At 67.0% G+C, this 18,264-nt stretch carries 21 protein-coding genes; 5 read left to right on the top strand and 16 right to left on the bottom strand.

Features of this window, described 5'->3' with window-relative positions; translation table 11 throughout:
- Positions 1–1,068 (top strand): DNA polymerase IV, encoded by a 1,068-nt coding sequence (dinB, locus tag HNP52_RS00850; protein ID WP_184161143.1) that lies wholly within the window; start codon positions 1–3, stop codon positions 1,066–1,068.
- A 19-nt stretch (positions 1,069–1,087) separates the two neighbouring features.
- Positions 1,088–1,375, top strand: coding sequence for a hypothetical protein (locus HNP52_RS00855; protein ID WP_184161146.1), 288 nt, complete (start codon positions 1,088–1,090; stop codon positions 1,373–1,375).
- A 9-nt stretch (positions 1,376–1,384) separates the two neighbouring features.
- Here HNP52_RS00855 and HNP52_RS00860 read toward each other — a convergent pair whose 3' ends face one another.
- Genes HNP52_RS00860 through mgrA form a run of 3 tightly spaced genes read right to left on the bottom strand, consistent with a single transcriptional unit; the run spans position 1,385 to position 5,119 of the window.
- Positions 1,385–3,568 (bottom strand): penicillin acylase family protein, encoded by a 2,184-nt coding sequence (locus HNP52_RS00860; protein WP_184161149.1) that lies wholly within the window; start codon positions 3,566–3,568, stop codon positions 1,385–1,387.
- 25 nt (positions 3,569–3,593) lie between these two features.
- Entirely contained in the window at positions 3,594–4,061 is a 468-nt protein-coding gene (locus HNP52_RS00865; protein ID WP_184161152.1) for a GreA/GreB family elongation factor, read from the bottom strand.
- On the bottom strand, positions 4,058–5,119 hold the full coding sequence (mgrA, locus tag HNP52_RS00870) for an L-glyceraldehyde 3-phosphate reductase (protein WP_184161155.1): 1,062 nt from the start codon (positions 5,117–5,119) through the stop codon (positions 4,058–4,060). The genes HNP52_RS00865 and mgrA overlap by 4 nt, the downstream gene beginning before the upstream one ends.
- A gap of 99 nt (positions 5,120–5,218) precedes the next feature.
- On the opposite strand from mgrA, the gene HNP52_RS00875 reads away from it, so the two are divergent.
- A complete protein-coding gene (locus HNP52_RS00875; RefSeq protein ID WP_184161159.1) occupies positions 5,219–6,286 on the top strand; it encodes a glycosyltransferase family 2 protein in 1,068 nt (355 codons plus the stop codon).
- A gap of 46 nt (positions 6,287–6,332) precedes the next feature.
- Here the strand turns inward: HNP52_RS00875 and HNP52_RS00880 are convergent, their stop codons facing one another.
- From HNP52_RS00880 to HNP52_RS00935, 12 genes are all read right to left on the bottom strand, one after another.
- Positions 6,333–6,686 carry an iron-sulfur cluster assembly accessory protein gene (locus HNP52_RS00880; protein ID WP_184161162.1) on the bottom strand — a complete coding sequence of 118 codons (354 nt, stop codon included), beginning with the start codon at positions 6,684–6,686 and terminating at the stop codon, positions 6,333–6,335.
- Positions 6,686–7,162 (bottom strand): SUF system Fe-S cluster assembly protein, encoded by a 477-nt coding sequence (locus HNP52_RS00885; RefSeq protein WP_184161165.1) that lies wholly within the window; start codon positions 7,160–7,162, stop codon positions 6,686–6,688. Before HNP52_RS00885 ends, HNP52_RS00880 begins: the two co-directional genes overlap by 1 nt.
- A complete protein-coding gene (locus HNP52_RS00890; RefSeq protein ID WP_184161168.1) occupies positions 7,159–8,370 on the bottom strand; it encodes a cysteine desulfurase in 1,212 nt (403 codons plus the stop codon). The genes HNP52_RS00885 and HNP52_RS00890 overlap by 4 nt, the downstream gene beginning before the upstream one ends.
- Complete coding sequence (locus HNP52_RS00895) at positions 8,367–9,452, bottom strand: SufD family Fe-S cluster assembly protein (RefSeq protein WP_311768377.1); 1,086 nt, start codon at positions 9,450–9,452, stop codon at positions 8,367–8,369. The genes HNP52_RS00890 and HNP52_RS00895 overlap by 4 nt, the downstream gene beginning before the upstream one ends.
- Entirely contained in the window at positions 9,449–10,192 is a 744-nt protein-coding gene (sufC, locus tag HNP52_RS00900) for a Fe-S cluster assembly ATPase SufC (protein WP_184161171.1), read from the bottom strand. The genes HNP52_RS00895 and sufC overlap by 4 nt, the downstream gene beginning before the upstream one ends.
- A gap of 8 nt (positions 10,193–10,200) precedes the next feature.
- Positions 10,201–10,566 (bottom strand): hypothetical protein, encoded by a 366-nt coding sequence (locus HNP52_RS00905; protein WP_184161174.1) that lies wholly within the window; start codon positions 10,564–10,566, stop codon positions 10,201–10,203.
- Positions 10,566–10,880: a hypothetical protein gene (locus HNP52_RS00910; RefSeq protein WP_184161177.1), complete on the bottom strand. Its 315-nt coding sequence runs from the start codon at positions 10,878–10,880 to the stop codon at positions 10,566–10,568. Before HNP52_RS00910 ends, HNP52_RS00905 begins: the two co-directional genes overlap by 1 nt.
- Positions 10,877–11,440 (bottom strand): hypothetical protein, encoded by a 564-nt coding sequence (locus HNP52_RS00915; protein ID WP_184161180.1) that lies wholly within the window; start codon positions 11,438–11,440, stop codon positions 10,877–10,879. Before HNP52_RS00915 ends, HNP52_RS00910 begins: the two co-directional genes overlap by 4 nt.
- The gene (locus HNP52_RS00920) at positions 11,437–11,628 is read right to left on the bottom strand and encodes a hypothetical protein (protein WP_184161183.1); all 192 of its coding nucleotides are present in this window, start codon (positions 11,626–11,628) and stop codon (positions 11,437–11,439) included. Before HNP52_RS00920 ends, HNP52_RS00915 begins: the two co-directional genes overlap by 4 nt.
- Positions 11,629–11,636: 8 nt before the next feature.
- On the bottom strand, positions 11,637–13,100 hold the full coding sequence (gene sufB, locus HNP52_RS00925; protein WP_184161186.1) for a Fe-S cluster assembly protein SufB: 1,464 nt from the start codon (positions 13,098–13,100) through the stop codon (positions 11,637–11,639).
- Between the two features lie 2 nt (positions 13,101–13,102).
- Positions 13,103–13,579 carry an SUF system Fe-S cluster assembly regulator gene (locus HNP52_RS00930; RefSeq protein WP_184161189.1) on the bottom strand — a complete coding sequence of 159 codons (477 nt, stop codon included), beginning with the start codon at positions 13,577–13,579 and terminating at the stop codon, positions 13,103–13,105.
- Positions 13,580–13,658: 79 nt separating this feature from the next.
- The gene (locus tag HNP52_RS00935) at positions 13,659–14,570 is read right to left on the bottom strand and encodes a helix-turn-helix domain-containing protein (protein ID WP_184161191.1); all 912 of its coding nucleotides are present in this window, start codon (positions 14,568–14,570) and stop codon (positions 13,659–13,661) included.
- Positions 14,571–14,840: 270 nt separating this feature from the next.
- Between HNP52_RS00935 and HNP52_RS00940 the strand changes: the two genes are divergently transcribed.
- The gene (locus HNP52_RS00940; RefSeq protein WP_184161195.1) at positions 14,841–15,815 is read left to right on the top strand and encodes a quinone-dependent dihydroorotate dehydrogenase; all 975 of its coding nucleotides are present in this window, start codon (positions 14,841–14,843) and stop codon (positions 15,813–15,815) included.
- Here HNP52_RS00940 and HNP52_RS00945 read toward each other — a convergent pair.
- Positions 15,812–16,384, bottom strand: coding sequence for an HdeD family acid-resistance protein (locus HNP52_RS00945; protein WP_184161198.1), 573 nt, complete (start codon positions 16,382–16,384; stop codon positions 15,812–15,814). The two genes, HNP52_RS00940 and HNP52_RS00945, sit on opposite strands and share 4 nt — an antisense overlap.
- Before the next feature lie 130 nt (positions 16,385–16,514).
- Between HNP52_RS00945 and ggt the strand changes: the two genes are divergently transcribed.
- The gene (gene ggt, locus HNP52_RS00950) at positions 16,515–18,233 is read left to right on the top strand and encodes a gamma-glutamyltransferase (RefSeq protein ID WP_184161200.1); all 1,719 of its coding nucleotides are present in this window, start codon (positions 16,515–16,517) and stop codon (positions 18,231–18,233) included.
- The last annotated feature ends 31 nt before the right edge of the window (positions 18,234–18,264 follow it).

Genomic DNA, 18,264 nt, shown 5'->3' on the forward strand with positions numbered 1-18,264 from the left:
ATGACCGCGTCGCCGGTCCGCAAGATCATCCATGTCGACATGGATGCCTTTTACGCATCGGTGGAGCAGCGCGACGATCCCACGCTGAAGGGCAAGCCGGTTGCGGTAGGCTATGCCGCGGCGCGCGGCGTGGTGGCGGCGGCAAGCTATGAGGCGCGCAAGTTCGGCGTGCGCAGCGCCCTGCCCTCGGTCACCGCATTGCGGCGCTGCCCCGAGCTGGTATTCGTCAAGCCGCGCTTCGATGTCTATCGCGCGGTCTCGAAGCAGATCCATGCGATCTTCGCCGACTATACGCCGATCATCCAGCCGCTCTCGCTCGACGAAGCCTATCTCGACGTGACCGCCAATCTACGCGGCATCGAGACCGCCTGGGCGACCGCCAAGGAGATCCGCGCGCGCATCCTCGAGGAGACCGGGCTAACCGCCTCGGCCGGGATCTCGTACAACAAGTTCCTCGCCAAGCTCGCCTCGGACCAGCGCAAGCCCAATGGCCAGTTCGCGGTGACGCCGGACATGGGCGCGGCCTGGGTCGAGACGCTGCCGGTCAAGCGCTTCCACGGCGTTGGCCCCGTCACCGCGAAGAAGATGCAGGGGCTCGGCATCGAGACCGGCGCGGACCTGCGTGCCAAGTCGATCGAGTTCCTGCGCGCCCATTTCGGAAGCTCGGCCGAATGGTATCACGCGATCGCCCGCGGCGAGGACGACCGGCCCGTCGATGCCGAGCGCATCCGCAAGTCCTCAGGCTCGGAGACCACCTTCAACACCGACCTGACGGGCAATGAAGAGATCGAGGCCGGCGTGCTGGAAATGGCCGAGGATGTCTGGGCCTGGTGCGAGAAGGCCCAGGAGTTCGGCCGCACCGTCACCGTGAAGGTGAAGTACGCCGATTTCCAGATCATCACCCGCAGCCGCAGCCTGACCGCCGGCCTGGTCGACCGCCGCGAGGCGCTGCGCGACATGAGCCTGTCACTGATCCGCTCGGTGCTGCCCACGCCCAAGGGGATAAGGCTAGTGGGCGTGACGGTGTCGAACTTCGAGGAGCGGCTTGGCGACGAGCTGCCGTTCTAGGCCTCAAGGGAGAGCCCATATGACCGATCTACGCAGCGCGCTCGAGAAGGCATCCCGCCAACGCCTGCTTCATTATCTTGCTCGTTCCATTCACGGCTTCACGATCATGGCCAGAGATCCGGATGCAAGCGACGCAGCCCGTAAGGATATCAACAACCGCATCCACTATCTTGCCGGCCACCTGATGAAGCTGATCGATCCAGAATCCCCGTTGAACGAATGGAATCTAGACGGGATCGTCGAACATGCATCGAAGCTCAATGCCCGCCTTGCGGAGGATAATCTCCTGGCGCTCATGGCTGTATAACAAGCCCGGCTATTCCCCCGGCCGGTACACCCGCTCGACATGCCCCTTCAGATCCTCGGGGTAGAAATAGACCGGCCGCAAATCCCCCTCCGCATAGCGTTCGGCCTGGTCCTTGAAGTGCTTCGACTCCGGATGCCCGCTCTCGCCGCCGGCGGTCACCGCCCAGGCGCGTACCTTCGGCCCGAACTCCACCGTCGCGACGAAGCTGTTGCCGAGCGTGCCGTAATAGCGCTTGGTCCCCGGCCAGTGCTTGGCGCCGAATGAGGCGAGCGAACCCCATTGCGCCGAGGTGAAGGGCACCGGGATGCTCGGCTTCGCATCGTCGAACTTCTGGGCGATCGCGCCGTCGTTCCGCTGGAAGCGGTTGATCTCGCCCCAGGGCACCTGCCAGCCACCGAAATCCTGGGTGAGGCGGTCGACCGCCGAGGCCAGCGCGTCGATCCGCTGCGCATCGGTGGCGCGCTCCGCCATCCAGTCCCATACCGACAGCCCTGCTTCCCTGGCCGGCGCTGCCGAGGGCGCCCATAGCGCCTCGCCCCAGAACACCGCGAGCGATGTCGCCCTGGAATCGGCGCCCCAGCGCCGGTCCCAGCCCTTCAATAGCGCCACCGGCTCGGCAAGCCTGGCCTTGCGGGCATCCCCCTCGGGCAACTTCTCCCAGGCCGATATCAGTCCCGGCAGCAGCCGGTCGAAGGCGGGCAGGAAGCTGTCATAAGCCGCCTGGCGCAGCGTCTCCGGCGTAAAGTCGCGCCGTGCGTTCAGCACCCGCAGCGCATGCGCGCCGCGCGGGTTCTCGCCCGCCTGGTCGAAATAGCGCGGATAGTCCGCCGCCTTCGGACTGTCGGCGCCGGCCGCGGTCCAGGGCCAGTTGTTCGTGTTGAAGGCCCAGCCGTTTCGCGGGTTCACTACCTGCGGCAGGCTGGCAAGGCTGTGCAGCCCCCGCCAGTCGGTCGCCGGATCGCTGCCGTCGACCGGCTTGCGATAATCGAAGCGATTGTCGCGCACCGGCATGAACTGCGGCATCAGGAACGCGATATCGCCCTTGGAATCGGCGAACAGCGTATTGTTCGAGCTGTTGGCCTTGAGCGCCGCGACGTTCAGGAAACTGGCATAGTCGCCGGCCTTGGTCCGCAGGAAGCTCTGCTGCAGCGCCTCGACCGGCTTGTTCATCAGCGACACCGCGATCCACTTGCCATCCGCTTCGCGCACGACCGGCCCGTGATGCGTCGAATAAGTGATGAAGCTACGCCGTCCCTGCTCCCCGTCCGCCATACGATAGGCGATGGTGATCGGCCTGACCGTTATCCGCCGCTTCTCGCCCCCGTAGAGATAGAAGAGCTCCTTCTCCCAACCGCCTCGATCGACGGTCTCCGCGAACTCATCGACATTGTCGACGCCGCTCGAGGTGTGCATCCAGCCGGCCCTGGCATTGAACCCCTGGTAGATGAAGAACTGCCCCCAGGTCGCCGCGCCATAGGCATTCAACCCCTCCCCGCTCGTCACCTGCTGTTCCGAGCGGAAGAAGAAGCTGGTGTGCGGGTTGATCAGCAGCAGCGCATGGCCGTTCTTCGTGTGGCCCGGCGCGATGGCGAAGCCGTTCGAGCCCTTGGGCTCCTTGTAGAGCAGGTCCTTCTCGGCATCGGTCATCGCCAGCTTCTGCTTGCCGTAGAACGCCTCGAGCTGGCTGAGCGGCACCCGCTCGATATCGCCGCCGATGCTGCCCTCGGAGAAGCTCAGCGCCATCCATGGCTCGAACCGGGTGAGCACGCGAGGCTTCACCTCGGGATGCGTGGCGAGATAATAGTTCAGCCCGTCCGCCCAGGCCCGCATCAGCTTGCGGAGCCATTCGGGGCTCTTCGCATAGTCCGCCTTCAGCACCTCGGGATCGACGAACAGGCGCTGGCGCAGATCCTGCCAGATCGCACCCTCGCCCTCCGCTTCCGCCAGGCGCCCGAGGCTGACCAGATAGTTGGTCTCGATCCGGTTGAAGTCGTCCTCGGCCTGGGCATAGATCATCCCGAACACCGCATCGGCGTCGGTCCTGCCGTGAATGTGCGCCACGCCCCAGTCATCGCGGGTTATCGTCACCCGCGATGCGGTCGCCTTCCAGCGATCGGCATCGGCCTGCGCATGGGCGGCAGGGACCAATGGGGTGGAAGCGAGCAATGCGGCGGCGAGGAGCAGGCGAGTCATGCGCCCACTCTAGGCCGGCTTTGCCTCAGTCCGGAATCGTTTCGATGCCGATGATCTCGATTGCCGCGGGCTTGCCCGCGAAATCGACCTTCTCGCCTTCCTCCGCGCCGATCAGCGCCTTGGCGAGCGGCGCCTGGAAGGAGAGACGATCCGCCGAGGGATCCGCCTCGTCATGCCCGACCAGGTCGATCACCCGCTCCTTGCCAGCCATGCGGATCCGCACCCGCGAGCCGATGCCGACCACGCCTTCCTCGGGCGCCGGCGCGATCTGGGCGGTGGTGCGCCGGGTGTTCCAGTAGCGCAGCTCGCGCTTCAGGCCCTCCAGCACTTCTTCCTCGCCGCCCGCCGCAACCGCGGCCTCCAGCTCGGCGACCTTCGCCTCGATCAGCGCAAGGCCGCGCGCCGTGACCATGTTGGGTCCCGGCGGCAGCGGCAGCTCGAACTTCGGTTCCTTATGTTCCTCGTCGCTCTCGCGACGAAACGCGACGCTCATTGGCCGGGGGTTTCCTCGATGCTCGACGAGATCTTCCAAAGATCGAGGCTGCCATCGGTTGCATGCTGATCGATCTCGGCCAGCTCTTCCGCGCTGAAATCGAGATTGTTGACCGCGTCCAGCGAGTTGTCGAGCTGCTCGACCGTGCGCGCGCCGATCAGCGCGGAGGTGACGCGCGGATCGCGCAGCACCCAGGCGATCGCCATCTGCGCCAGCGTCCGGCCGCGCTTCTGCGCGATCGCGTGGAGCGCGCGGATGCGCGCGATATTGTCGTCGGAGAGCAACCGCTGGTTCAGCGAGCCGCCCTTGGAAGCGCGGGCGTCCTCGGGCACGCCGTTGAGGTACTTGTTGCTCAGCATCCCCTGCGCCAGCGGCGAGAAGGCGATGCAGCCGGTGCCGATCTCGCCCAGCGTGTCGAGCAGCTCCGCCTCGATCCAGCGGTTGAGCATCGAATAGCTCGGCTGATGGATCAGCAGCGGCACCTTGTGTTCGGCGAGGATCGCAGCCGCCTGGCGGGTGAGCTCGGGCGAATAGCTGGAGATGCCGACATAGAGCGCCTTGCCCTGGCGGTGGATCTGGGCGAGCGCGCCCATCGTCTCCTCGAGCGGCGTCTTGGGATCGACGCGATGCGAATAGAAGATGTCGACATAGTCGAGCCCCATCCGCTTCAGGCTCTGGTCGCACGAGGCGATCAGATATTTTTTCGAACCGCCGACATCACCATAGGGCCCGGGCCACATGTCCCAGCCCGCCTTGGTCGAGACGATCAGCTCGTCGCGGTGGCTGGCGAAGTCGGTCGCCATCACGCGGCCGAAATTCTCCTCCGCCGAGCCATAGGGCGGGCCGTAATTGTTCGCGAGATCGAAGTGGGTCACGCCCCGGTCGAACGCGCGGCGCAGCATCGCGCGGCCGGTCTCGAACACGTCGGTGCCGCCGAAATTCTGCCAGAGGCCAAGGCTGATCGCCGGCAGGTCGAGACCGGAACGGCCGCAGCGGCGATAGGGCATGCGCCCGTCATAGCGCGCGGGATCGGCGACATAGGGCTGGGGATAAGGCATCTGGTCTCTCCGCATGAACCTTGCGACGCGCCGCGTGGCGCGCATCGGCTTCGCCGCGTCCTATAATGATTCCCGGCCAGCAGTGAAGGATGCGCGTACATGCCCCGATTGGCGCTCGTGATGATCGTGCGAGACGAGGAAAGGTGTCTGGCGCGCTGCCTGGAAAGCGCCCGCGAGCATGTCGACACGATGATCGTGGTCGATACCGGATCGACCGACGACACGGTCGCGATCGCCAAGCGCTACGGCGCCACGGTGCACCACTTCACCTGGTGCGACGATTTCGCCGCCGCCCGCAATGCCGCGCTCGACCTTTCGGATGCGGACTGGAACCTGATCCTCGATGCCGACCAGTGGATCGAGGGCGATGCCGGCGCGCTCGGGCCCGAGACGCTGCCGCCCGCCTTCATCGCCGCACAGCGCTTCCTCGGCTGCGCACACATGATCAACCACGATCCCGCCGAAGGCCCGGGGGTGCGCAGGCTGGTGCCGCGCGTCCTGCCGCGCGGGGTGCGCTATGAAGGGCGCATCCATGAGCAGCCGGCCTCGACGCTGCCGCTGGTGCCGCTGTCGCTGTCGCTGCGGCATGACGGGTTCGACGAGGCACAGCTCGCCCGCAAGGCCGGGCGCAACGAAGCGCTGCTGGTCGCCCAGCTCGCCGAGACGCCCGGGGATTCCTATCTCTGGTACCAGCTCGGCCGCGAGCATCTGGTGCGCGGCAAGCCCGGCGAGGCCGCTGATGCGCTGCTCACCGCCCACCGCACCGGCGCTGCGGGCGATGCATGGCGCCACGGCACCGTGGTCGGCGTGCTGCAGGCGCTCAAGCGGGCCGAGCGGTTCGAGGAAGCGCTGGCCTTCGCCGATCTGGAGCATCGCAACTGGCAGCGTTCGCCCGACTTCTATTTCGCTGTCGCCGACCTCTATCTCGACTGGGCGAGCCGTAACCCGGCGACCGCGATGAGCGAGCTGCTCCCGATCGCCGAGATGTCATGGAAGCGTTGCCTCGAGATCGGCGAGCGTCCCGATCTCGACGGCTCGGTCGAAGGATGCGGCAGCCATCTCGCGGCAGGCAATCTCGCCATGCTCTACGAGACGCTGGGGATCGACGACGAGGCTCGGGTTTATGCCGAGATGGCCGCCAGCATGCGCCAGCCGATCGCGGCGTAAGGGAAGCAACTGTTCCCCGGCCAAAGCCGGGGAATCCGAGAAAGGCTTAAACGGTGAAGCTCTCGCCGCAGCCGCAGCTGCCCTTGGCATTCGGGTTCTGGAACACGAAGCCGGCGGTGAAGTCGTCTTCCTGCCAGTCCATCGTCGAGCCGATCAGGTAGAGAATCGAGCCGCTATCGACATAGAAAATGCCGCCGGGCGTCTCGATCTTCTCGTCGAACGGCTTGGCCTCGCTGACATAGTCGACCGAATAGGCCAGCCCCGAGCAGCCGCGCCGCGGAGTCGACAGCTTGACGCCCACCGTGCCTTCCGGCGCCTTGGCCATCAGGTCGGCGATGCGCTGCTCGGCGGCCGGCGTCAGGATCAGCGCGGCGGGGCGGGTGCGCGTGGCGGTGGTCATCACAGCATCCCCAGTTCGAGCTTGGCCTCGTCGCTCATCTTCTGCGGATCCCATGGCGGATCCCAGACGAGATTGACTTCGGCATGGCCGATTCCCGCGACCGAACCGACGCGCAGCTCGACTTCGCCGGGCATCGATTCCGCCACCGGGCAATGCGGCGTGGTCAGCGTCATCGTCACCGCGGCATGGCCGTCGCTGGTGATGTCGACACCGTAGATCAGGCCGAGATCATAGATGTTCACCGGGATCTCGGGATCGTAGATCTCCTTGAGCGCGTCGATCACCGCTTCGTACAGCGCGCCGCCCGGCTCGGTGCCCGACAGCGCCTGCGGCTTCTGCGACAGGAAACCGGCGAGATAGTCTCGCTTGCGCTCGAACGTTTCGCTCACATCCTCAACCGCATCGTCCACACGCGCCTTGGGGGGCGGGGCGACGGCGTCCACCTGCTCGACTTCAATCTTACGCTCTTCGTTCATCCGAAGATCCTTGTGACCCGTTCTATTCCAGCAACCAGCGCGGCGATGTCGTCCGCGCCGTTGTACACTCCGAAGCTCGCCCGCGCCGTGGCCGGCACGCCGAGCAAGTCCATCAGCGGCTGGGCGCAGTGGTGCCCGGCGCGGATCGCGACGTTGGCTTCATCCAATATGGTGGCGATGTCGTGCGGGTGCACCCCCTCCACCGCGAAACTGACGATGCCGGCGCTGTCGGCGGGGCCGAACAGCTTGACCGAATTGAGCTGCGAAAGCGCCTCGCGCGCCTGCGTCACCAGCGCCGTCTCGTGCGCATGGATGCGCTCCAGCCCGATGCTATCCACGTAATCGATCGCCGCATGCAGCCCGACCACGCCGACAATGTGCGGCGTCCCGGCCTCGAACCGACCTGGCGGCGGGGCATAGGTGGTCTTCGCGAAGGTCACCCGGTCGATCATCGAGCCGCCACCCTGATAGGGCGGCATCGCGTCGAGCAGCGCGTAGCGGCCCCAGAGCACGCCGATGCCGGTCGGCCCATAGAGCTTGTGGCCCGACATCACATAGAAGTCGCAGCCGATTTCGGCGACGTCGACGGGCATGCGCGGCACGGCCTGGCAACCGTCGAGCAACACCTTGGCGCCGACCCGGTGCGCCAGTTCGGTCGCGCGCTTGGCGTCGAGGACCGAGCCGAGCACGTTCGAGACATGGGCGAGCGCGACCAGCTTGTGGCGCTCGGTGAGCATGGCTTCCAGCGCGTCGAGGTCGATGCGCTGATCGGCGGTGAGCGGCACCACGTCGATCTCGGCGCCGACGCGTTCGGCGACCATCTGCCAGGGCACGATGTTCGAATGATGCTCGAGCGCGGAAAGCAGGATTCGGTCGCCGGCCTTCAGCTGGGTGCCGGCCCAGCACTGCGCGACGAGGTTGATCCCCTCGGTCGCGCCGCGGACGAAGACGACTTCGTTCTCGGCCCCACCCAGGAACTTCGCCACCCGCTTGCGCGCCGCCTCATAGGCCAGCGTCATGTCCGCCGAGCGCTGGTAGACGCCGCGGTGCACGGTGGCATAGGTCTCGCCATATGCGCGATTGATCGCGTCGAGCACCGGCTTGGGCTTCTGCGAGGTCGCGGCGGTATCGAGATAGTGCCAGCCGGCCGGGATTGCCGGGAAATCGGCGAGCACGTCGAGCGGGCGGGTATCGGCAGTCACGGTCATAGCGCGGTGTCCAGCCAGCGATCCGCATCGGCGGCAAAGGCTTCGCGTACCGCGTCCTCGCCGATCCGGGCGATCGCGTCGGCGACAAAGGCGCGGGTGAGCAGTGCCTGGGCGCGGGCATGGTCGATGCCGCGGCTCTGCAGGTAGAACAACGCCATCTTGTCGAGCTCGCCGACCGTGGCGCCGTGCGCGCACTTCACGTCGTCGGCGAAGATCTCGAGCTCCGGCTTGAGGTTCACCGTCGCCGAGCGCTGGAGCAGCAGCCCGCGCAGCGACTGCTCGCCATCGGTCTGCTGCGCGCCGCGCGCCACTTCGACGCGGGCGGCAAGGCTGGCGGCCGACTTGTCCGCCGCTACCGCGCGCCACAGCTGACGCGACGTACCTTCGAGCGCGTCATGCCGCACGACGACCGCGGCTTCCTGCTTCTGCGAACCCGAGGTTAGCAGCGCGCCGCCCATCTCGGCGAACCCGCCCTTGCCGTTGACCAGCAGCGACCCGTCGATCCGGCTGCCCATGCCGCCGGCGCCGAGGAACACCGAGACCAGGCTCGCCGCCTCGCCCACTTCGGCTTCCTCGCGCAGCGAGACGAAACCATCGGACTGGAGCAAACGCACCGAGCGCATCAGCCGCGCACCGGTGCCGAGGCACAGCGTGGTCAGCCGGTTGGCCCAGCCCGAGCCGGCATAGGTCTCGACAACGCTCGCCACCGCATCGGCATCGAGCATCAGCCGCGCGGGCACATGGCTCTCGCCGCCGGTGCCGAGATGGACGATCTGCACGGCGAGCGCAGCATGCTCCGGCCCGAGATGCAGCGACCAGCCCTCGCCATCGGTGAGGCTGCCGAGCGGATGGTCGGTCGTCGCCAGCTGCTGGGTCACCTGCACCGGGCCCGGCTGCGAATGCGCCGGCTCGAAGCGGCCATCGACGAACAGCAGGCGCGGTCCCTCGATGTCGAGGAACAGGCCGGCCGGATCGACGCCGGTCGCATGCTGCGGCGTCGCTGCCGCCGCCTTGAGCGCGCCCATGTCAGCCCAGCGCCATTCCTCCTGGCGCGGCGTGGGGAGTTCGAGCAGCGTGTTCACGCCGCCAGGATCCCATAGCCTTCGCGCTCCAGCTCGAGCGCGAGCTCCGGCCCGCCCGAGCGGACGATGCGGCCATCGGCGAGGATGTGGACGAAGTCGGGCTGCACATAGTCGAGCAGCCGCTGGTAGTGGGTGATCAGCAGCACCGCCTTGTCGGGCGCGCGCATGATCCGGTTGATCCCCTCGCCCACCGCACGCAGCGCGTCGATGTCGAGTCCGGAATCGGTCTCGTCGAGGATCGCCAGCTTGGGACTGATGATACCCATCTGGACCATCTCGTTGCGCTTCTTCTCGCCGCCCGAGAAGCCGACATTGACCGGGCGCTTGAGCATCTCCGGGTCCATGCCGAGCGCATCGGCCTGCGCGCGCGCCAGCTTGAGGAACTCGCCGCCCGACAGCGGCGCCTCGCCCCGCGCGCGGCGCTGGCTGTTGAGCGCCTCGCGGACGAACTGCAGGTTGGAGATGCCGGGGATCTCGACCGGATACTGGAAGCCAAGGAACAGGCCGGCCGCGGCGCGCTCGTGCGGCGCCAGCTCGAGCAGGTCCTGCCCCTCGAAGATCGCGCTGCCGCCGGTCGGCTCATAGCCCGGGCGGCCGCCCAGCGTATAGCCGAGCGTCGACTTGCCGGCGCCGTTCGGGCCCATGATCGCATGGACTTCGCCCGCGTTCACTTCGAGGCTGAGCCCCTTGAGGATTTCCTTGCCGTCGATTTCGGCGCGGAGGTCGGTGATCTTCAACATGTCGTACGTCAGTTCCCTTGGGTGGCGCGCGCGTCGGCGAGCGCCGCAATCATCGCTTCGCGCTTGTCCGCGAAGCATTGGCCGAGTTCCTGGTTGAGCGCGTCGAGCCGGCGCTTGCGCTCGTCGGCAACGAGCGCCTTGTCCTGGCTGGCATCGAAGCGCGGCCGCATCGCGGTGAAGCACTGCACGGTGGACTCGCAGCCGATCCGGTCGATCGCGGCATCGCCGGTCGACTTGCGGGTGCGACAGCTTGCCCTGCCCTTCTTGAAATCGGCATGGCCGCGCCAGTCCTTGAGCTTGCGGCCGATCACCGTGATCTCATTGGAACGCAGGTCTCCGGCGTCCTGGGCGGTAAGGAGAAGCGCGAGTGCCATCATCCGCGCTTCCCCGCGCGGATGCGTCGGCTGAAATCCTCGAGGATCGCCGGCTTGCGCGCCTCGATGCAGCCGCGCATCGCATCCTGGCTGAGCGTGCCCTGCCTGGCGCACTTCGCCGCCGCCTTGCACAGCTGGCCATCGACCGACGCGCTGCCGCTCGACTGGCTGAGGCTGCAGCCGAACTTGCCGTCGGCCCCGCGCGAAACATGGACCGAGATGCCCTCAAGCCGCTTGCCGACCACGACGATCTCGTTCTCGGGCGATTCCGGCACGTCCTGCGCGACGAAGAGGAGGAGCAGCGCCGCGATCATGGCCGCCGCTCCGACTTGTCGGTGTCGTCGCGCTGCGGAGTGTTGCCGGTGGTGAATCGCACCACCGGGCCGTCCGACGCGGGATTGGTCGGCGGCGAGATCGGCTTGACGCGCTGGCGCTCGGTCTCGCGGGTCTCCTCGCCATTGGCGACAGGACCGATCCCATTGGTCGGGAACGCGACCTTGGGCTGGACGAGCTTGGGCAGCTCGAACAGCTGCTTGCCGGGGGCGCTGGTGGTCGTCGCGGCAGCAGGCGCCGGCGCGGCGATCGCGGCCTGCTCGAGCACGCTGAGTTCGCGGCAATCGGTCACTTCGTCAGCCGTCTTCGCATAGCAGACCGGCGTCGCCTGGCAGGCCGTCGTGTCGCGCCGCTGGCTACCGCTGGAAACCATCACCCGGCAATTGCGCAACTTGCCGTCCGCCCCCTTGTCGAACAGCATCGTGGTGCGGCCGAACGTGGCGCGCACGACGATCTGCGCCTCGTCCTCCACCGGCGCGCCGACGGCCTGGGTGGCGGGCACGTCCTGGGCGAGGAGAAGAAGGGCGGCGGCGAGGATCATGAAAGCCATCCGAACAGCAGGGCTATCAGAATGATGGCGACCGGGAGCCCGGCACCTAGCAAAAACTGGTAATAGCCGAGCGGGTTGTCTGCCTTGGTAATGAGCGCCCCCCAATGCCAGGCGCGTTCAGTCTTCAGCGACCAGGCCATGATGCCTGCGCCAAACAACATGAACACCAGCCACGGCATAGCGGACATCACCCGACGCTGCCCTCCAGGCTGATTCCCAGCAGCTTCTGCGCCTCGACGGCGAATTCCATCGGCAGCTGCTGGAGCACTTCCTTGGCGAAGCCGTTGACGATCAGCGCCACCGCGGCTTCTTGATCCAGCCCGCGCTGCATCGCGTAGAACATCTGGTCCTCGCTGATCTTCGAGGTGGTCGCCTCATGCTCGATCTGCGCGGTCGGGTTCTTCACTTCGATGTACGGCACCGTATGCGCGCCGCACTGGTCGCCCAGCAGCAGCGAATCGCACTGGGTGAAGTTGCGGACATTCTCGGCGCCGGCATTGACCAGCACCTTGCCGCGATAGGTATTGTCCGAGCGGCCGGCGCTGATGCCCTTCGACACGATCGTCGAGCGGGTGTTCTTGCCGATGTGCAGCATCTTGGTACCGGTATCGGCCTGCTGGCGGCCATTGGTGACCGCGACCGAATAGAATTCGCCGACCGAGCCGTCACCCTTGAGCACGCAGCTCGGATATTTCCAGGTGATCGCGCTGCCGGTCTCGACCTGGGTCCAGCTCACCTTCGAGTTCTTGCCTTCGCACAGCGCACGCTTGGTGACGAAATTGAAGATGCCGCCGACGCCGTTCTCGTCGCCCGGATACCAGTTCTGCACCGTCGAATATTTGATCTCGGCATCGTCGAGCGCGACCAGCTCGACCACCGCGGCGTGGAGCTGGTTCTCGTCGCGCATCGGGGCGGTGCAGCCCTCGAGGTACGAGACGTACGCACCCTTGTCGGCGACGATCAGCGTGCGCTCAAACTGGCCGGTATTCTCGGCATTGATCCGGAAATAGGTGCTCAGCTCCATCGGGCAGCGCACGCCCTCCGGAATGTAGACGAAGGTGCCGTCGGAGAAGACGGCGGCATTCAGCGCCGAGAAGAAATTGTCGCGTACCGGCACGACCTTGCCGAGCCACTTCTTCACCAGCTCGGGATATTCGCGGATCGCCTCGCTGATCGAGCGGAAGATCACGCCCGCTTCCTCGAGCTCCTTGCGGAAGGTGGTGGCGACCGAGACGCTGTCGAACACCGCGTCGACCGCGATCTTGCGCGCGCCTTCCACGCCGGCGAGCACCTTCTGCTCCTCGATCGGGATGCCGAGCTTCTCGTACGTCCGCCGGATCTCGGGATCGAGATCGTCGAGCGAGTTGATCGTCTTCTTCTGCTTCGGCTCCGCGTAGTAGTACGCGTCCTGGTAGTCGATGTGCGGGATCTGCAGCTTCGCCCATTCCGGCAGGGTCATCTCCTGCCAGATGCGGAACGCCTTCAGCCGCCAGTCGAGCATCCACTGGGGCTCGCCCTTCTTGGCCGAGATGTAGCGGACAGTGTCCTCGGACAGCCCCTTGGGCGCGAACTCCTGTTCGACGTCCGAGGCGAAGCCCCATTCATACTTCTTGTTGGCGGCCGCCAGTGCTTCCGCGTTCTTCGTAGCCATGCTTACACCTGCTCCCCGGCCAGCGCCGGGGTCCGGATCGAGTCTGCCGGAGTGTGCGCCACGGCCTCGGCCGGGACGCTGGAAATCTGGGCGAGGGAAATGCCCGCGAGCGCGCCCTTTACAGCACCGTTCACGACATTCCAGTGCGGCTTCACCTTGCAGCTGTCCTGCACGCAGCAATCCTGCTTGCCGGCATCGACGCAGCTGGTGAGCGCGATCGGGCCTTCGACGGCCTCGACGATGTCGGCCAGGCTGATCGCCGCCGCCGGCCGCGCCAGGCGGAAGCCGCCGCCGGTGCCGCGCGCGCTCTCGATCAGGCCCGCGCCGGAGAGCTTGCTCACCAGCTTCTGCACGGTGGGCAGCGGCAGCCCGGTATCCTCGGCAAGCAGCGTCGCGTTGAGCCGGCACGTCGCGCCGCAATGGCGCGCCGCGGCGGACATCATGACGACCGCATAGTCAGCGAGGCTCGACAGACGCACTTGAATTCCCTTGCCGCCCCTTCGCGCAACCACGCTCCGGGCTCAATCGGACAAATATGTTCCGATTGGCCAAATGGGCTCAGCGGCGGCGAAGGTCAACCGATTCGGGGATCACATCCGGCAGGAAATGGAAGGTTTCGTTGTCGAGCGTCACCGCCAGTATCGGATCGATCGCCGCGCGCAGCGACGTCGGCGTGTGCCCGGTGAACTGCCGGATCTCGTTGATCATGTGCGACTGGTCCGAGAAGGGCTCGACCACTTCGTCCACGCTCGCGCCCTGATAGATGCGCATCGCCGCGCCGATCGCGCGGAACTTGCGCTTCAGGTGCGCCGGACTGCCGGCGAAATAGTCCTTGCACAGCCGCTGGACCTGGCGCTCGCCGATGTTCGAGCTCTTGCGGATCCGCGCATAGAGATCGTCGATCGTCGGATCCTTGGTCGCCGCCCATTCGCGGACCGCGCGCAGGAAGACGAGGTGCGCCGCCGGCACCGGCTTCACTTCGTGCTGGCGCATCTTGAGCAGCGGCTCGATCGCATCGATCATCTCGTCGAGCGTCTCCATCTTGTGGAGCCGATGCCAGAGCAGCCCGGCCTGCTCGCAGAACAGCTTCTCGCCATCGACGATATGGTCGGCGACCTTGTAGGCCGGCAGGCCGATCAGCGCCTTCCAGCCGATCGCGCGCAGCGACACGCCGAAGCAGTGGAACGGCCCCTGCATGCGATAGGTGGCGGCGGCCGTGCCCGGGCCGTTGATCATCACCTTTTTGGTGCTCTCGCTATGCCCGTCGGGGAAGTGGACCGTGCCACTGCCCTTGATGACGAAGCGCAGCTGGCCGAGATCGACGCGTTCGATCCCCTCCAGGTCCGCGCCGTCATGGCGATAGAGATAATAGGATTCCACATGCGGGAGCAGCGCGCCCTCCGCCTTGCGGAATTCGATCTGTGGCCGCGGATCGCGGTCATTCTCAGCGGCCGGATGGGCCGGTTTCATCCTGGGTGCGCCCCGCATGTTCTGCCCTGTTCATCCGAGTTTTCCCCTCCTCGGATTCCCTCTTTTGTGGGCCAAATATACCGCGTGGTCGCCAAATAGAAAAGTGGCCCGGTTAGCCGAAGCCAACCGGGCCAAAAGGAAAGGGTTCCCCCATTGAGCGGAAACCCCTCGGGTCGCAGTTCTCCTCTAGCCCGCCCCTCGGCCAGCGTATTGGAAGGAATCGACATACGCAGCTTTACGGAGGGAAAATCCGATGCGAAGGCCATGCCCATGACCTATGGCTTCCGCTCCGCGCTGTTCGCGCTCGACGCCGAGAAGGCGCACCGCGCCGCGATCCGCGCCCTTGCGCTCTGGGGATCGCTCGGCACGCCTTTCTCATCCGAAATGGTGCAATCACCCATCCAATTGGGAGGATTGACCTTTCCCAACCGAATCGGGCTCGCGGCCGGGCTCGACAAGGATGCCGAGGCGATTCCGGGGCTGTTCGCGCTGGGCTTCGGCGCGGTCGAAGTCGGCACCCTCACCCCCCGCCCCCAGTCGGGCAACCCGAAGCCGCGGCTGTTCCGGCTGGTCGAGGACGAGGCGGTGATCAACCGCATGGGCTTCAACAATGGCGGGATCGACTCGGCACTTGCGCGGATTGCGAAGCTCGGCCCGCGCAAGGGCCTGCTCGGCATCAATGTCGGCGCCAACAAGGACAGCGACGACCGCGTCGCCGATTATGCGCTCGGCGTCGGCAAGGCGGCGGCGCTCGCCGATTACATCACGATCAATGTCAGCTCGCCCAACACGCCGGGCCTGCGCGACCTGCAGAGCCGCCCGGCGCTCGACGAGCTGCTCGCCGCCAGCCATGCCGCGCGCGGCAAGACGCCGATCTTCCTCAAGGTCGCGCCCGATCTCGATCGCGCCGGACTGGAGGGCGCGATCCAGGCGGCGGTCGACAACCATATCGATGCGCTGATCGTCTCGAACACCACCATCTCGCGCCCGCCGCTCCGCTCGACCCATGCCGGGGAAGCGGGCGGCCTGTCGGGCAAGCCGCTCACCGAGCTGTCCCGCGCCAAGCTGGTCGAGACGCTGGAGATCGCCGGCGGCGCGCTGCCGCTGATCTCGGCGGGCGGGATCGACAGCCCGGACGAAGCGAAGCGCCGCATCGATGCCGGCGCCGCGCTCGTCCAGGTCTATTCGGCCCTGGTCTATAAGGGCCCCGGCCTGGCCCGGGCGATCGCGACGGCGCTGGCCTAGCCGGCCAGCTTCTTCAGCCGCAGCGACAGCGCGACATAGGTCGCCCCGGCGAAGATCGACACCCAGGCGATCAGCCACACCAGGCTGATCGCGCCCGCGACCGGCCAGGCCAGCAGCGCGATGCCGAAGGCGATCGAGGCGAGGCCGGCGAGGATCAGGAAGATCTCGCCCTGGATCTCCTTGCGCAGCGCGATCGCGCCGGCGACTTCCATCACGCCGGTGACCAGCGCCCAGGCGGCGATGAGCAGGAGGAGCACCTGCACGGTCACGCCCGGCCAGATGAAGGTCAGCAGGCCGGCGGCAATGCCCGCCAGGCCGGTCAGCACCAGCCACCAGCGCGGCGTGTCGCCGCTGCGCATGCCCGACATCGCGGCGGCCAGCGCGAACACGCCGTCGGTCAGCGCATAGGCACCCCAGACGATCGCCAGGGTGAGCAGCGCCACCCCCGGCCAGAGCAGCGCGAGGAAGCCGAAGGCGATGCCCGCCACCCCGCGCAGGGTGAACAGCCACCAGCGCTTGGCCAGCGCGCGCAGGAGCGAGGGAGAGGCGAATGTCGAGGCGGTGGTCATGCGAACCCTCCTGTTGACCGCGATACGGCGGGGAGATTGCGCCCGGTTATACCCCCACGCAACCATCCGATCGTTTGCCCCTGGCCGTAGCGTCTTTGCGCCCCGGCCAAAGCCCGCTACGGCTAGGGCCATGAAGAAGCTGATCCTGCTGTTCGCGTTCCTTGCCGCGCCCGTCGCGGCTTCGGCCCAGGGTGTGGTGAGTGCGGCGGACCCCCGCGCGGCGGCCGCCGGCACCGAGATCCTCAACGCAGGCGGCAGCGCCACCGACGCGGCGATCGCAACGATGCTCGCGCTCAACGTGGTCGAGCCGCAGAGCGCCGGCATCGGCGGCGGCGCCTTCTTCCTCCAGTACAATGCGAAGACCAACAAGATCCGCACGATCGACGGGCGCGAGGCGGCACCCATGGCGGCGGACAATCGCTGGTTCTACGGCCCGGACGGCCAGCCGCTCGACCACCGCGCCGCGGTCCCCGGCGGGCGCAGCGTCGGCGTGCCCGGTACGCTGCGCGCGATGGCGCTGGCGCATGCCCGCGGCGGCAGGCTGCCCTGGGCCCGCCTGTTCCAGCCGGCGATCCGGCTCGCCCGCGACGGCTTCGAGGTCTCGCCCCGCCTCAACAACGCGCTGCGCAGCTATGCCCCGCATGTCGATGTCGGCACCCGCGCCATCTATTACGGCGCCGACGGCAAGCCGATCGCCACCGGCACCCGCGTCACCAACCCGCAACAGGCGGCATTGCTCGAGCGCGTCGCGAAGCTCGGCCCGGACAGCTTCTATGTCGGCCCCCAGGCCGAGAAGCTGGTCGCCACCGTCAACAACGCCGCGCGCAACCCGTCGAAGATGACGACCGGCGACCTCGCTTCCTATGCCGCCAAGGACCGCCCGGTGCTCTGCGGCACCTACCGCGCCTACAGGATCTGCTCGATGGGCCCGCCCTCCTCGGGCGGCGTCACCGTGCTGATGATCCTCGCCCAGCTCGAGCGCTTCGACATGGCGAAGCTCGGCAAGGACAATCCCGTCGCCTGGCACCTGTTCGCCGAGAGCTCGCGCCTCGCCTATGCCGACCGCGACATGTATGTCGGCGATCCCGACTATGTGCAGGTGCCGCTGGCCGGCCTGCTCAACCGCAAGTACCTTGCCGGCCGCTCGGCGCTGATCTCGCCCGACAAGAGCATGGCCGTGGTCGAGGCCGGCAAGCCCGTGGGCGCGCCGAAGCGGATCAAGGCGCAGAGCATGGAAGTGCACGGCACCACCTCGCTGTCGATCGTCGACAAGGCCGGCAACGTCACCCAGGTGACCACCACGATCGAGAGCCCGTTCGGCTCGGGCCTGTCGGTCGACGGCACGATGCTCAACAACGAGCTGACCGATTTCGATATCGTGCCCGAGAAGGACGGCTATCTCGTCGCCAACCGGGTCGAGGGCGGCAAGCGCCCGCGCAGCTCGATGGCGCCGACCATCGTCTATGGCCCGGACGGCAAGGTCCGCCTGGCGATCGGCGCGGCAGGCGGCTCGACGATCATCGCCCAGGTCGCCAAGGGCATCATCGGCGTGGTCGACTGGAAGCTCTCCGCGCAGGACGCGATCGGCCTTGGCCTGCTCTATGCGCCGGGCATGATGGCGATGGCCGAGAAGGGCACCCAGCTTGACGCGATGGTCCCGGCGCTGCAGGCGTTGGGCGAGAAGGTGCAATCGGGCCCGCTCGGGCTCAAGATGAATGCGGTCGAGCGGGTGAAGGGCCGCTGGACCGGCGGCGCCGATCCGCGCAGCGAGGGCGTCGTGATGGACCAACAGGGCCACACGACCGTTATCACCCGCGTGGGCGCGCAGCCGAACCGGCCGTCGGAATAAGGCGGGACGCCCCGGAAAGGGGTGCCCGTAT

The sequence above is a fragment of the Sphingomonas kyeonggiensis genome (assembly GCF_014204495.1).
Classification (GTDB): Bacteria; Pseudomonadota; Alphaproteobacteria; order Sphingomonadales; family Sphingomonadaceae; genus Sphingomonas; species Sphingomonas kyeonggiensis_A.

Coding starts and splice junctions, on each gene's coding strand:
- mgrA (WP_184161155.1), bottom strand. CDS start 5,119: ATGCCTTATCCCCAGCCCTATGTCGCCGATCCCGCGCGCTATGACGGG.
- HNP52_RS00920 (WP_184161183.1), bottom strand. CDS start 11,628: ATGCCGTGGCTGGTGTTCATGTTGTTTGGCGCAGGCATCATGGCCTGG.
- HNP52_RS00945 (WP_184161198.1), bottom strand. CDS start 16,384: ATGACCACCGCCTCGACATTCGCCTCTCCCTCGCTCCTGCGCGCGCTG.
- HNP52_RS00935 (WP_184161191.1), bottom strand. CDS start 14,570: ATGAAACCGGCCCATCCGGCCGCTGAGAATGACCGCGATCCGCGGCCA.
- HNP52_RS00860 (WP_184161149.1), bottom strand. CDS start 3,568: ATGACTCGCCTGCTCCTCGCCGCCGCATTGCTCGCTTCCACCCCATTG.
- HNP52_RS00890 (WP_184161168.1), bottom strand. CDS start 8,370: ATGACCGTGACTGCCGATACCCGCCCGCTCGACGTGCTCGCCGATTTC.
- HNP52_RS00865 (WP_184161152.1), bottom strand. CDS start 4,061: ATGAGCGTCGCGTTTCGTCGCGAGAGCGACGAGGAACATAAGGAACCG.
- sufB (WP_184161186.1), bottom strand. CDS start 13,100: ATGGCTACGAAGAACGCGGAAGCACTGGCGGCCGCCAACAAGAAGTAT.
- HNP52_RS00875 (WP_184161159.1), top strand. CDS start 5,219: ATGCCCCGATTGGCGCTCGTGATGATCGTGCGAGACGAGGAAAGGTGT.
- HNP52_RS00910 (WP_184161177.1), bottom strand. CDS start 10,880: ATGATCGCGGCGCTGCTCCTCCTCTTCGTCGCGCAGGACGTGCCGGAA.
- dinB (WP_184161143.1), top strand. CDS start 1: ATGACCGCGTCGCCGGTCCGCAAGATCATCCATGTCGACATGGATGCC.
- HNP52_RS00915 (WP_184161180.1), bottom strand. CDS start 11,440: ATGATCCTCGCCGCCGCCCTTCTTCTCCTCGCCCAGGACGTGCCCGCC.
- HNP52_RS00905 (WP_184161174.1), bottom strand. CDS start 10,566: ATGGCACTCGCGCTTCTCCTTACCGCCCAGGACGCCGGAGACCTGCGT.
- sufC (WP_184161171.1), bottom strand. CDS start 10,192: ATGTTGAAGATCACCGACCTCCGCGCCGAAATCGACGGCAAGGAAATC.
- HNP52_RS00885 (WP_184161165.1), bottom strand. CDS start 7,162: ATGAACGAAGAGCGTAAGATTGAAGTCGAGCAGGTGGACGCCGTCGCC.
- HNP52_RS00880 (WP_184161162.1), bottom strand. CDS start 6,686: ATGACCACCGCCACGCGCACCCGCCCCGCCGCGCTGATCCTGACGCCG.
- HNP52_RS00940 (WP_184161195.1), top strand. CDS start 14,841: ATGACCTATGGCTTCCGCTCCGCGCTGTTCGCGCTCGACGCCGAGAAG.
- ggt (WP_184161200.1), top strand. CDS start 16,515: ATGAAGAAGCTGATCCTGCTGTTCGCGTTCCTTGCCGCGCCCGTCGCG.
- HNP52_RS00855 (WP_184161146.1), top strand. CDS start 1,088: ATGACCGATCTACGCAGCGCGCTCGAGAAGGCATCCCGCCAACGCCTG.